This window comes from Microbacterium jepli (genome assembly GCF_047237905.1).
Classification (GTDB): domain Bacteria; phylum Actinomycetota; class Actinomycetes; order Actinomycetales; family Microbacteriaceae; genus Microbacterium.
Window position 1 is genome coordinate 210283 of sequence record NZ_JBDFLW010000003.1, and the last position, 13586, is coordinate 223868.

A 13586-nucleotide genomic window follows, 5' to 3' on the forward strand; every position below is an offset into this window, starting at 1 on the left:
GGCATCCACTCCTCACGATGTCGCCGTCGCGCGCGGATCCCACGAGAACACGGCCCTCCGGCAGCTTCGTCGGCGGCCGCGGATACCCTGGAGAGGTGACCCCTCCTGCCGCGCCCGGCGACCCGTACGCCGATCTCGTGTGGGATCCCGACGAGCTCGCACCGCCCGACGACGAATTCGCGCCGCCGCCCGACGAGTACCTCCCCGGCGGCTTCGACGACCGGGCGGCCGGTCCCCGCGTGGCCGGCACGCGCAGCACCCCCGGCCGGGCGGCGAGCACCATCGCCCCCGTCCGCGGGGTGCGCGCCGCGCGCTACCCGACCGCCGCGGCGGCGCTGCATGACGTCTACGGCTACGACGCGTTCCGCGGCGACCAGGCCGACATCGTCGAGCACGTCATCGGCGGCGGGGACGCCGTCGTGCTCATGCCCACCGGCGGCGGCAAGAGCGTCACCTACCAGGTGCCCGCCCTCGTGCGGGAGGGCACCGGACTCGTCGTCAGCCCGCTCATCGCCCTCATGCACGACCAGGTCGACGCGCTCACGGTCAACGGGGTCCGCGCGGCGTACCTCAACTCGACGCAGAGCCCCGCCGAGCGGGCCGACGTGGAGCGCGCCTACATCGCCGGCGAGCTCGACCTCATCTACGTCGCCCCGGAGCGCCTGTCCTCCCCGGCCACGGCCTCCCTGCTCCAGCGCGGCACCCTCAGCGTCATCGCCGTCGACGAGGCCCACTGCGTGTCGCAGTGGGGCCACGACTTCCGCCCGGACTACCTCGCGCTCGGCGGCCTCGCCGACCTCTTCCCCGGTGTGCCGCGCATGGCGCTCACCGCCACGGCGACCGCCGCGACGCACCGCGAGATCACCGAGCGTCTGCGCCTGCCCGACGCGCGGCACTTCGTCGCGAGCTTCGACAGGCCGAACATCCAGTACCGCATCGAGCCGAAGGTCGACCCGCGCCGCCAGCTCGTCTCCTTCGTCAAGGAGCACGCGGGCGAGGCCGGCATCGTCTACGCGCTGAGCCGCAAGTCGGTGGAGGCCACGGCCGAGCATCTCCGCGCCCAGGGCGTCGACGCCCTGCCCTATCACGCCGGTCTCGACGCCGGCGTGCGGGCCCGGCACCAGTCGCGCTTCCTGCGCGACGAGGGCGTCGTCATGGTCGCGACCATCGCGTTCGGCATGGGCATCGACAAGCCCGACGTGCGCTTCGTCGCGCACATCGACCTCCCGAAGTCGGTCGAGGGCTACTACCAGGAGACCGGCCGTGCCGGCCGCGACGGCGAGCCGTCCGTCGCGTGGATGATCTACGGACTCGGCGACGTCGTGCAGCAGCGCCGCATGATCGACCAGAGCCCCGGCGACCGCTCCTACAAGATGCGGCTGGGCCAGCATCTCGACGCGATGCTGGCGCTCTGCGAGACGATCGGATGCCGCAGGCAGAACCTCCTCGGCTACTTCGGCCAGGAGTCGGCCCCGTGCGGCAACTGCGACACGTGCCTGACCGCTCCCGAGACGTGGGACGGCCTCATCCCGGCGCAGAAGCTGCTGTCCACGATCGTCCGCCTCCAGCGCGAGCGGAACCAGTCGTTCGGAGCGGGTCACCTCATCGACATCCTGCGCGGCTCCGACACCGAGCGCATGCGCCAGCAGGGCCACGACCGGCTGTCGACCTTCGGCCTGGGTTCCGATCTGTCCGAGCAGGACTGGCGCAGCGTCATCCGCCAGCTCCTCGCGCGCGGCGTGCTCGTCGCGCAGGGGGAGTACGGCACTCTCGGCCTGAGCGATGCAGCCGCTCCCGTCCTGCGCGGCGAGGCCGACGTGCCGCTCCGCCGCGACGTGCTCGGGCGGGGCGGCGGTGGAGGCGGCGGGTCGCGATCGCGGCGCGCGACGGCGTCGGCGAGTCTCGGCGGAGCCGATCAGCCGCTGTTCGAGGCTCTGCGCGCGTGGCGGGCGGAGCAGGCGCGCGAGCAGGGCGTGCCCGCCTACATCGTGTTCGGCGACGCCACCCTCCGTGCGCTCGCCGAGCAGCGTCCCATGTCGCTCGGTGCGCTCGACGGCATCACCGGCATCGGCGCCAAGAAGCGCGAGGCCTACGGTGAGGCGGTCGTCGCGGTGATCGCGCAGCACTGATCCGAGCCCAACCACAAAACCTATCGTCGTTCGGTTTATGCTCGACCCATGAGCAACGACGCCCCGACCCTCGACGACCGCCCCTGGCTCGACCCGGCGCTGCCGATCGAGGAGCGCGTCGACCTCCTCATCGCGGAGATGACGCCGGAGGAGAAGGCCGGCCTGCTCTTCCACACGATGCTCGGCGTGGGCGACCTCGAGCAGGACAATCGGGCGTTCGACCTGCCGTCCGGCCGCGCGTACGTGACCGAGCTGCACATGACGCACTTCAACGTCCTCGGCGCGGCTCCCAGCGGCCGGGAGTTCGCAGCCTGGCACAACGCGCTGCAGCGGCTCGCAGCATCCACTCGTCTCGGCATCCCCGTGACCCTGTCGACCGATCCGCGGCACTCGTTCAGCGACAACCCCGGCGCGGCGATCAACTCCGGGCCGTTCTCGCAGTGGCCCGAGACGATGGGCCTGGCCGCCATCGGCGACGCCGACCTCGTCGAGCGCTTCGGCGACATCGCGCGCCAGGAGTACATCGCCGTCGGCATGCGGGTCGCGCTGCACCCGCAGGTCGACCTCGCCACCGAGCCCCGCTGGGCGCGCGGCTCGGCGACCTTCGGCGAGGATGCCGACCTCACGTCGCGCCTGGGCGCGGCGTACATCCGCGGCTTCCAGGGATCCGCCTTCGGGGCGGGGTCGGTCTCGACCATGACCAAGCACTTCCCGGGCGGCGGGCCGCAGAAGGACGGCGAGGATCCGCACTTCGCCTACGGCCGCGAGCAGGTCTATCCCGGCGGCCAGTTCGAGCTGCACCTGAAGCCGTTCGAGGCGGCCTTCGAGGCCGGCACCCGCCAGATCATGCCGTACTACGGCATGCCCGTCGGCACCGAGCACGAGGAGGTCGGGTTCGGCTTTAACAAGTCGGTCATCACCGGACTCCTGCGCGGGCGCTTCGGCTTCGACGGCGTCGTCTGCACCGACTGGCGGCTGCTGACCGACTCGGTGATCCTCGGCGACACGCACCCGGCGCGCGCGTGGGGCGTGGAGCACCTGTCGCCGAAGGAGCGGGCGAAGAAGGTCCTGGATGCCGGAGCCGACCAGTTTGGCGGCGAGGCGTGCCCCGAGCTCGTCCTCGAGCTCCTCGCCGACGGCGGACTCACCGTGGACCGCCTCGACATGTCCGTCCGCCGCCTGCTCCGCGAGAAGTTCGCGCTCGGACTCTTCGACGACCCGTTCGTCGACGAGGACGAGGCCGACCGCATCGTGGGTCGCGCCGACTTCCGCGCAGAGGGCGAGGCCGCCCAGCGCGCGTCGGTGACCCTTTTGACCGACACGGGCATCCTCCCGCTCGCCACCGGCACGCGGCTCTACGTCGAGGGGATCGACCCGCAGGCGGCCGCCGCCTACGGCACCGTCGTCGACGACCCGGCCGACGCCGACGTCGCGATCCTGCGCCTCCACGCGCCGTTCGAGACGCGCGCGACCGCGTTCGAGAACTTCTTCCACGCGGGGTCGCTCGACTTCCCCGCCGAGGTCATCGCGCACGTCCGCGACGTGGCCGCCGCCGTGCCCACCGTCGTCGACGTGCTCCTGGATCGTCCGGCGATCCTCGAGCCGCTGGTGGATGCCGCGGCCGCCCTCACCGCCAACTGGGGGGTCAGCGCGGCCGCCCTCCTCGACGTGCTCACGGGCGCGGCGGAGCCGAAGGGCCGGCTGCCGTTCGATGTGCCGCGCAGCATGGCGGCGGTCGAGGCATCCCGTCCCGACGTCCCGTTCGACACCGCCGATCCGCTGTTCCGCTTCGGCCACGGACTCGACCTGCCGGCACGCTGACGCGTCCGGCTAACCCTCTGCACACGCGGGCACAACCCCGCAAGGACGAAAGACGCTCGCCGTTATCGTGAGCGGATGCCTCGCTCTCCCGTGACCGCCCGCCCGCTGCTGCGGTCGTGGTTCGTCGACGACCTCCAGCTCCGCACGCGCACGTCGAGCGGAACTGCCGGCAGCGCGCGGACGTACGTGCTGATCCACGGGATCGGGATGTCGCACCGCTACCTGATGCGCCTCCACGGCGAGCTGGCGGCATCCGGCGCCACCGTCCACACGGTGGATCTGCCCGGGTTCGGCGGGCTGCCCAAGCCCGACCGCGACGTCGATGCCGGAGGCATGGCGGACGCCCTCGGCACGGTGCTCGACCGGCTCGAGGTCCGCGCCGCCGTGCTGGTCGGCCACTCGATGGGCACCCAGTGGGCTGCCGAGCTCGCCGCCCGTCGCCCCGACCTGGCCGCCACCGTCGTGCTCATCGGTCCGGTGTCCGACGAGCGGCACCGCTCCTTCACGGGCCAGGCGATCGCCCTCACCGTCGACACGCTGCGCGAGTCGCCCGGCGCAAACATGCTCGTCTTCACCGACTACCTGCGGTGCGGCATCCCGTGGTACCTGGTGCAACTCCGCCACATGCTGACCTACCGTCTGGAGGAGACGGTGGCGCGGATCGAGGCGCCGGTGCTCGTGCTGCGCGGCGGCCGCGACCCGATCGCCGGTGTCGAGTGGTCGCGGCGGCTGCGGGACCGCGCCCGTCGAGGAGCCCTGGTCGGCGTCCCGGGTCACGCGCACAACGCGCAGCACTCCGCGCCCCGCGCGGTCGCCGGGGCGATCGAGGCATTCGTGGCGGCGCAGAGCGCCATGGCGACGCTGTGATGACCCTGCTGCGCAACCTGGTCTGGTGGGTGCAGGACTACACGTATGCCGCCGTCTGGCAGGTGCGGGCGGCCTTCGACCGCACGACGCCCGAGAGCTTCGGGACCGGCCCCGGTGTTCCCCTCGTCATCCTCCCCGGCGTCTACGAGACGTGGCAGTTCCTGCAGCCGCTCATCACCGCGCTGCACGGTCGCGGACATTCCGTGCACGTGGTCGCGCCCGCACGGCGCAACCAGCGCCCGGTCGCCGACATCGCGCGGCAGGTCGAGGAGTACCTCGTCGCGCGAGGGCTCACCGACGTCGTGCTCGTGGCGCACAGCAAGGGCGGCCTCGTCGGCAAGCAGGTCATGACGGGCGGCGAGGGGGCGGCGCGCGTGCGCGGCATGGTCGCCATCGCCACGCCCTTCGGCGGATCGCTCTACGCGCGGTTCATGGTCGGCCGCACCCTGCGCAGCTTCTCGCCGGCGAACGCGACGATCCTCGCCCTGTCTCGCTCCACCGACGTCAATGCGCACATCGTCTCGATCTACGGACGCTTCGACCCGCACATCCCGGAGGGCAGCGAACTGGCCGGTGCGAAGAACGTCGAGCTCGAGACCGGCGGCCACTTCCGCATCCTCGCCCACCCGCGGGTGATGGCCGAGGTCGCCGCGCTCGCCGAGTAGACCGCGGGGCTGATGGCTCCAGTGGCTGCGGCGGTCCGCCCAGCGCGGCATCGTCGCAGGGTCGGCTGTGGGGGGAGCACAACGCGCCGTCGCGACGTCCCTCGTCCCGGTTGGAGGTATCACCCAACCTGTTTGGGAGGTCGTTGGAGGAGTCCTACCGTGGACACGTCTTCACGCTTCGCCGAAAGGTACCGACATGGCCGACGCCGCTGTTCGCCCCCACCGCCCCGCCACGAGCAGGCGCACGCCCGCCGGAGGCGCTCCCCGCGCTCCGCACACCCCCGAGGAGGCCGCGGAGGCGCGCATCGACGTCTCCGCAGTGACCGACCTGCTGCTCGGCACCTGGGGTGAGACGCGCCGCGAGGCGCGCGAGATGATCAAGGACCCCGCGTTCTGGCAGGTCGCCGGCATGCCGGTGGACCAGCACCGCGAGCGCGTGCTCACCCAGCTGCACCTCCTCGTCGAGGCGGGCGGCTCGCGCCGCGCGTTCCCGAAGGAGTACGGCGGCCTCGACAACAACGGCGCCAACATCGCCGGCTTCCAGGAGCTCGTGCTGGCCGACCCCAGCCTGCAGATCAAGTCGGGCGTGCAGTGGGGCCTGTTCGGCTCCGCAGTGCACCAGCTCGGCACCAAGAAACACCACGACGCGTGGCTGCCGGGCATCATCGACCTGTCGATCCCCGGTGCCTTCGCGATGACGGAGACCGGACACGGCTCGGATGTCGCGGCGCTGGGCACGACGGCGACGTACGACCCCGCGACCGAGGAGTTCGTCATCCACACGCCGTTCCGCGGCGCCTGGAAGGACTACCTCGGCAACGCCGCGCTGCACGGCAAGGCCGCGACCGTCTTCGCCCAGCTCATCACCGGCGGCGTCGACTATGGCGTTCACTGCTTCTTCGTGCCCCTGCGCGACGACGAGGGCAACTTCCTTCCCGGCATCGGCGGGGAGGACGACGGCGTCAAGGGCGGCCTCAACGGCATCGACAACGGCCGCCTGCACTTCGACCAGGTGCGTATCCCGCGCTTCAACCTGCTCGACCGCTACGGCCAGGTCGCCGCCGACGGCACGTACACGAGCGAGATCGCCAGCCCCGGCCGCCGCTTCTTCACGATGCTGGGCGCCCTCGTCCAGGGCCGCGTGTCGCTCGACGGCTCCGCCACGACCGCGACCGCCCTCGCGCTGTACATCTCGCTCACCTACGCGGGCCAGCGCCGGCAGTTCGACTCCGGCGCGGGCACCGACGAGGTCACGCTGCTCGACTACGGCAAGCACCAGCGCCGCCTCATCCCACTGCTCGCCCAGAACTACGCGCAGTTCTTCGCTCACGACGAGCTGCTGAAGAAGTTCGACGGCGTCTTCTCGGGGCGCACCGACACCTCCGAGGAGCGCGAGGACCTCGAGACGCTCGCCGCCGCGCTGAAGCCCCTCTCGACCTGGAACGCCCTGGACACGATCCAGGAGTCCCGCGAGGCCTGCGGCGGCTCGGGCTTCCTCGCCGAGAACCGCATGGTCGACCTGCACCACGACCTCGACGTGTTCGTCACCTTCGAGGGCGACAACAACGTGCTGTTGCAGCTCGTCGGCAAGCGCCTGCTCGCCGACTACGCCGCACAGTTCAAGGGCGCCGACACCGCCGCACTCGCGAAGTTCGCCGTCGGCCAGACCGCCGGTCGCGTGTTCCACGGCGCGGGCCTTCGCCAGCTCGGCCAGGCCGTCGCCGACTTCGGCTCGACCGCCCGCTCGGTGGAGCTGGGACTGCGTGTCGAGCAGCAGCACGAGCTCCTCGCGGGGCGGGTGCAGCAGATGGTCGCGGATGTCGCGGGTGCGCTGCGACCGGCGTCCAAGCTTCCCCGCGATGAGGCCGCCGCGCTGTTCAACCGCCACCAGAGCGAGCTCATCGAGGCCGGTCGCGCCCACGCCGAGCTGCTCCAGTGGGAGGCGTTCAGCGACGGCGTCGCGCGCATCGACGACGAGGGCACCCGCCGGGTGCTCACCTGGCTCCGCGACCTCTTCGGCCTGCACCTCATCGAGAAGCACCTGGCCTGGTACCTCATCAACGGGCGTCTCTCGGCGCAGCGGGCCTCCGCGGTCAGCCGCTACATTGATCGCCTGACCTCGCGTCTGCGCCCCCATGTGCAGGACCTCGTCGACGCCTACGGCTTCGCTCCCGAGCACGTGCGCGCGCCCATCGCCTCCGGCGCCGAGCAGCGCCGCCAGGATGAGGCCCGCGAGCACTACCGCCGCCTGCGCGAGTCGGGTGAGGCGCCGGTCTCCGAGAAGTCGCTGAAGAAGAAGTAGGCCGTCCGGCTCCGGGTCCGGTGGGGGCGGCTCGCTAGAGTCGCTGCGTGAGCACCGACGTCCTCCTCGGACCCGACGGCCGCGCGCGCTGCGCGTGGGTCGGCGACGACGACGAGTACCGCCGCTACCACGACGAGGAGTGGGGGCGACCGTTGCACGGCGACCGGAAACTCTTCGAGAAGATGAGCCTCGAGGGGTTCCAGGCAGGCCTGTCCTGGATCACCATCCTGCGCAAGCGGCCGCGCTTCCGCGAGGTGTTCGCCGGCTTCGATCCGGAGACGGTCGCCGCCTTCGACGAGGCGGACGTCGAGAGATTGATGGCGGATGCCGGGATCATCCGCAATCGCGCGAAGATCCTCGCCACGATCGGCAACGCGCGCCTCGTGCGCGACATGGCAGACGGTGAGCTCGACGCGCTGCTGTGGTCTTTCGCCCCGCCGCCGCGCCCGGCCCCGGCCACCTTCGCCGACGTGCCTGCGACGACGCCCGAGTCCGCGGCGATGAGCGCAGAGCTCCGCCGTCGCGGCTTCCGCTTCGTCGGCCCGACCACCATGTACGCGCTCATGCAGTCCGGCGGGATGGTCGACGACCACGTCGCGGACTGCTGGCGCGCCTCCTGACCCGCCCGCCCGCCCCCGCGCCCGGCCGCCCTTTCCCGCGAGACTGCATCGGGAGCGCGAGACGTAGGGGAATGCCCTGCGTCTCGCCGGCCGGGTGCAGTCTCGCGGGAAGGCTCGGGAAGGCTCGGGAAGGCTCGGGGAGGCTCGGCTTCGCGCAGGATCGAGGAAGCGCGATGTCCGCCGGGTGCGCCACACTGGTGCCACGCTTCCTGAGGAGGGCCCATGACCGACGACGCGCGCGCGGCCGCAGCATCCGCTCCCTTGCCCGACAGCCATGACGTGCTGAGGGTGATCGGTGCCCGCGAGAACAACCTCAAGAACGTTTCCGTCGACATCCCGAAGAGGCGCCTCACGGTGTTCACGGGCGTGTCGGGCTCGGGCAAGTCGTCGCTCGTGTTCGCGACGATCGCGAACGAGTCGCAGCGGCTGATCAACGAGACGTATCCGACCTTCGTGCAGCAGTTCATGGGGCAGCTCAGCCGCCCCGAGGTCGACGCGCTCGAGAACATCAGCCCCGCCATCGTCGTCGACCAGGAGCGGATGGGCGCCAACGCGCGCTCCACCGTCGGCACCGCGACCGACGTGCACGCGATGCTCCGCATCCTCTTCAGCCGCCTCGGGCAGCCGCACGTCGGCTCGCCGCAGGCCTTCTCGTTCAACGTGCCCTCCGTCTCGGGCGCGGGCGCCGTCACGATCGCCACCGGCTCCGGCGCCGGCCGCAAGGAGCGCCGCTCGTTCGAGATCACCGGCGGGATGTGCCCGAACTGCGAGGGGCTGGGCACCGCGTCCGACCTCGACCTGGACGCCCTCGTCGACAAGACCAAGTCGCTGGCACAGGGGGCGATCCTCGTGCCCGGGTACACGGTCGACGGATGGATGGTGCGCGCCTACACCGAGTCGGGTTTCCTCGACCCCGACAAGCCGATTCAGGACTACACCGAGCAGGAGCGCGCCGACTTCCTCTACAAGGAGCCGACGAAGGTCCGCATCCAGAGCATCAACATGACCTACGAGGGTCTCGTCCCCAAGATCACGAAGAGCATGCTCCAGAAAGACCGCGACGGCCTGCAGCCGCACGTCCGCGCGTTCGTCGACGCGGCGGTGACCTTCACACCCTGCCCCGCCTGCGGCGGCACGCGTCTCAACGAGGGCGCGCGGTCGTCGCGCATCGGCGATGTGAACATCGCGGATGCCGCGGCGATGCAGATCAGCGACCTCGCGGCCTGGCTCGCCACCGTCGACGATCCGGAGGTCGCTCCGCTCATGGCCGGCCTGCGCGACACCGTCGGCTCGTTCCTCGACATCGGACTCGGCTACCTCTCGCTCGACCGCGCCTCCGGCAGCCTCTCCGGCGGGGAGTCGCAGCGCATCAAGATGATCCGGCACGTCGGCTCGCCCCTCACCGACATCACCTACGTGTTCGACGAGCCCACCGCAGGTCTCCACCCGCATGACATCCAGCGCATGAACGCGCTGCTGCAGCAGCTGCGCGACAAGGGCAACACCGTGCTCGTGGTGGAGCACAAGCCCGAGGTGATCGAGATCGCCGATCACATCATCGACCTCGGGCCCGGAGCCGGACGGCAGGGCGGCGAGGTCCGCTACACGGGCGACGTGGCGGGTCTGCGACGCTCCGACACCATCACCGGACGCCACCTCGACGACCGCGCGCGGCTGAAGCCGTCCACCCGCACCGCCACGGGGTCGCTGCCGATCCGGGGCGCCACCCAGCATAACCTGAAGGCCGTCGACGTCGACATCCCGCTGGGCATCCTCACGGTCGTCACCGGCGTCGCGGGGTCGGGCAAATCCTCGCTCATCCACGGCAACGTCCCCGCCTTCGACGACGTGGTCGTCGTCGACCAGACGCCCATCAAGGGCTCCCGCCGCAGCAGCCCCGCCACCTACACCGGCTTGCTCGACACCATCCGCGCCGCGTTCGCGAAGGCGAACGGCGTGAAGCCCGCCCTCTTCAGCGCGAACTCCGCCGGCGCGTGCCCCGCGTGCCGCGGGCTCGGGGTGATCATCACCACCCTGGGCTTCACGCAGACCGTCGAGACGCTGTGCGAGCTGTGCCAGGGGACCGGATTCAGCGACGAGGTGCTCGAGTACACACTCGACGGCAAGAACATCGCCGAGGTGCTCGCGCTGTCCGCGTCGGAGGCCCTCGAGTTCTTCCCGAAAGGCCCGGCGGCGCTGACACTCGCCCGCATGGTCGACGTGGGCATCGGCTACATCACCCTCGGACAGGCGCTGAACACCCTGTCGGGCGGCGAGCGGCAGCGCCTGAAGCTCGCGATCTCGATGGCCAAGAAAGGGGCGATCTACGTCCTGGACGAGCCGACCACGGGCCTGCACCTCGCCGACATCGACAACATGCTCGGGATGCTGGACCGACTCGTCGAGGCGGGCAACAGCGTGATCGTGATCGAGCACCATCAGGCCGTCATGGCGCACGCGGACTGGATCATCGATCTCGGTCCGGGTGCGGGGCACGACGGCGGAAGGGTCGTCTTCGAGGGCACCCCTGCGGAGCTGGTCGCCGCGGGCGGGACACTCACGGCGACCCACCTCGCCGCCTACGTCGCCGGCTGAGAGGAGCCCGCTTCCGGTCACGAGCCGCCGGCCGGAGCCGCTTGTCGTAGCCCGCGAGCCGTCGGCCGGGGTCGCTCGTCGTAGCCCGCGAGCCGCGTGTTCCCGGTCAGGGCGTCGGGTGTCAGCGCCCGGCGTCGTACAGGTGGCGGCCGCCGGCGCCCAGCACCTTCACCACGACACCGCGGCGGTGCAGCTCGGCGACGGTGCGGGTCTCCTCGTCGATGTCGCGGCCCAGGGCGTGCACCGTGGCGACGACGAGCACGTCACCCGCGCCGAGTGTGCCGAAGAGGCGAACGAGGCGCTGCTCCCAACTCTCCATCGTCTCCGGAGCCGGATGCCGGAATCCCTCGATCGGCACACCGAACCGCGTCAGCTCGTCGCGCTGGGCGACGACCGACGGCATGTCCTCGCGGGAGATCACCAGCCCGACCAGGCGGGAGCCGGCGGGTCGTGCGCGCCACCAGTTGTGGTCGCTCTGGAGCTCGGTGAAGCACTTGGGGCAGTCCGCCGCGACGTGGGGGAGGTGCAGGGGCGCGGTGGCCGCGGCATCCGCTGTCCCGTCCGACGTCCTCGTCGTCTCGCTCATCCCGGTGCCACCCCCTCGCCTCCATTGTGCACTGCGGCGCGGCGCCGTGCTGCCGGGAAGCGGGTTCGTCAGGCGCGGTCGCCCAGGCGGAGCTGGATGCTGATCTCGTCGGCGTCGAGCTCGGCCAGGGCGTGCCGCAGAGCGACCGTGCTGTACGTGCCCTCCGACGAGAGCTCCAGGAGACGCCGGCGCATGATGCCGATCATCGCCAGCCGCAGCTCGATCAGGTCGCGCCCGAGCGTGCTGGTGTCGTCGTCCGGCGGTGTCGTGAAGCGCGCGCCGACGCGTTCGACGAGGCCCTCAGGGAACCGTGACCCGTCGCGACGCACGATCGCCGCCGTGTCCGCGACCAGCTCGCGGGATGCCGCGGCCCGCAGTTCGTCGTCGATCGCCCGCTCCTCGGCCGCCGAGGGCCCGGCGGGTGCCTCACTGGTGAGCTTGAGCATGCGGGCGACGCGGGGCAGCGTCGTGCCCTGCAGGAGGAGACTGCCCGCCGCCACGAGGAAGGCGATGAGCACGAGCAGGTGGCGGTGCGGCGCATCGGCGGGCAGGGTCTGAGCGGCCGCCAGGGTGACGACGCCCCGCATCCCGGACCACACGATGATGGAGCCGTGCCGCCAGCCGAGGGGCGAGGCCCGGTAGTAGTCGAGATCGGCGATTGCACGGGAGATCCGACGGCGCGCGATGCCGACCATCTTCTCCCGGCGCTCCGGATCGCTGGGCAGCCGCCGGCCGAGGGCCGACACGGGTTCGTCGGCGGATCGCGTCGCCGCGTGCTCGACCCGCTCCGCGAAGTGGTCGAGGCGCTCGCGGCCCTGCGCCTCCGCCCGTCTGCTCGAACGGCTCTGCAGCGCGATCAGCACGGTGACGTACAGCCCGCGCACGGCGATGAGGATCAGGAAGGCGATGCCCGCGAGCGCGAGTCCGTGGCCGAGGCCGCGCTCGGCGGAGATGTTGGCGGCGACGATCTCCTTCAGCTCCAGCCCCATGAGCAGGAACACCGCTCCCTCGAGCATCAGCTCGATCGTGCGCCAGTTGAGTTCGTCAGACAGCCGCTGCTCGGGGGTGAAGCGGCGCGCGGCGCCCTGGCCGGTCACGATGCCCGCGACGACGGCGGCGACGAGCCCCGAGCCGCCGAGGTGCTCGGTCGGCAGGTAGGCGATGAACGGCACGACGAAGCTGATGGCGGTGTTGGCCGCCGAATGCGAGACCCGCTCGCGCACCAGGAGGTTCAGGTAGCCGACGAGTCCGCCGATGATGAGGGCGAGGAACACCCCCCACGCGAAGCTGCCGACGGCCGCGCCCCACGAGACGGCGCCGGCGGCGAAGGCGGCCACCGCGGTCCGCAGCAGCACGAGCGCCGTGGCGTCGTTGAGCAGGCTCTCGCCCTCGACGATCGTGATCACGCGCGGCGAGATGCCCAGCCGCTTCGCGATCGTGGTGGCGACGGCATCCGTCGGACTCAGGATGGCGCCGAGGCCGATCGACAGGGCGAGGCCGAGATCGGGGATCGCCCAGAAGAAGAACAGGCCGAGCGCGAGCGCGCTGACGAGCACGAGCAGCACCGAGAGCCCCGCGATGGGGCGGAAGTCGCGCCGGAATTCGATCGCGGGCAGCGACACCGCCGCCGAGTACAGCAGGGGAGGCAGCACGCCGACGAGGATGATCTCGGGGTCGATGGGGTCGATGTGCATGAACGGCAGCAGGCTGACCCCAGCGCCGATGGCGACGAGCGCCAGCGGCCCCGCGATGCCCAGCCGCGGCGCGACGGCCGTCGTCAGCGCGATGACGATGACGAACGTCAGCGCGATGACGAGCTGATCGGTCACCGGCCCGCTCCGACCGCGGGCGGTGAGCTCTCCTCCGGCATGAGGCGAGCATATTCCCGGCGGTCGCCGCCCGACGGATCGCCCCCGCAGCGCGCCCGTCAGCCCGCGCAGAGCGACCGGCAGAACGGATGCCGCGGCCCGGGGGGCGGTGGGACCGCGGCCCGCCCGGTAC

Annotated in this window: 9 protein-coding genes; 7 read left to right on the plus strand and 2 right to left on the minus strand. The window is 71.5% G+C overall.

Translation table 11 applies throughout. The annotated features are described in order from the left end of the window. Positions 1-17: 17 nt before the first annotated feature. The 7 genes from recQ to ABC304_RS01685 all read left to right on the plus strand — a co-directional run bounded on the left by recQ (position 18) and on the right by ABC304_RS01685 (position 10999). Positions 18-2129: a DNA helicase RecQ gene (gene recQ / locus ABC304_RS01655; RefSeq protein WP_412929034.1), complete on the plus strand. Its 2112-nt coding sequence runs from the start codon at positions 18-20 to the stop codon at positions 2127-2129. 48 nt (positions 2130-2177) lie between these two features. Then, positions 2178-3950: a glycoside hydrolase family 3 protein gene (locus ABC304_RS01660; protein WP_412928584.1), complete on the plus strand. Its 1773-nt coding sequence runs from the start codon at positions 2178-2180 to the stop codon at positions 3948-3950. Between the two features lie 75 nt (positions 3951-4025). Further along, on the plus strand, positions 4026-4817 hold the full coding sequence (locus ABC304_RS01665) for an alpha/beta fold hydrolase (RefSeq protein WP_412928585.1): 792 nt from the start codon (positions 4026-4028) through the stop codon (positions 4815-4817). Beyond that, complete coding sequence (locus tag ABC304_RS01670; protein WP_412928586.1) at positions 4817-5482, plus strand: esterase/lipase family protein; 666 nt, start codon at positions 4817-4819, stop codon at positions 5480-5482. Before ABC304_RS01665 ends, ABC304_RS01670 begins: the two co-directional genes overlap by 1 nt. A gap of 196 nt (positions 5483-5678) precedes the next feature. Continuing rightward, positions 5679-7784 (plus strand): acyl-CoA dehydrogenase family protein, encoded by a 2106-nt coding sequence (locus ABC304_RS01675; protein WP_412928587.1) that lies wholly within the window; start codon positions 5679-5681, stop codon positions 7782-7784. 47 nt (positions 7785-7831) lie between these two features. Next, a complete protein-coding gene (locus ABC304_RS01680; protein ID WP_412928588.1) occupies positions 7832-8404 on the plus strand; it encodes a DNA-3-methyladenine glycosylase I in 573 nt (190 codons plus the stop codon). 222 nt (positions 8405-8626) lie between these two features. Continuing rightward, complete coding sequence (locus ABC304_RS01685) at positions 8627-10999, plus strand: ATP-binding cassette domain-containing protein (RefSeq protein ID WP_412928589.1); 2373 nt, start codon at positions 8627-8629, stop codon at positions 10997-10999. Positions 11000-11120: 121 nt separating this feature from the next. Here the strand turns inward: ABC304_RS01685 and ABC304_RS01690 are convergent, their stop codons facing one another. Together ABC304_RS01690 and ABC304_RS01695 are read right to left on the minus strand one after the other, a co-directional pair. Next, a complete protein-coding gene (locus tag ABC304_RS01690) occupies positions 11121-11585 on the minus strand; it encodes a recombinase family protein (protein ID WP_412928590.1) in 465 nt (154 codons plus the stop codon). Positions 11586-11653: 68 nt separating this feature from the next. Then, entirely contained in the window at positions 11654-13414 is a 1761-nt protein-coding gene (locus ABC304_RS01695) for a cation:proton antiporter (RefSeq protein WP_412928591.1), read from the minus strand. Between the last annotated feature and the right edge of the window lie 172 nt (positions 13415-13586).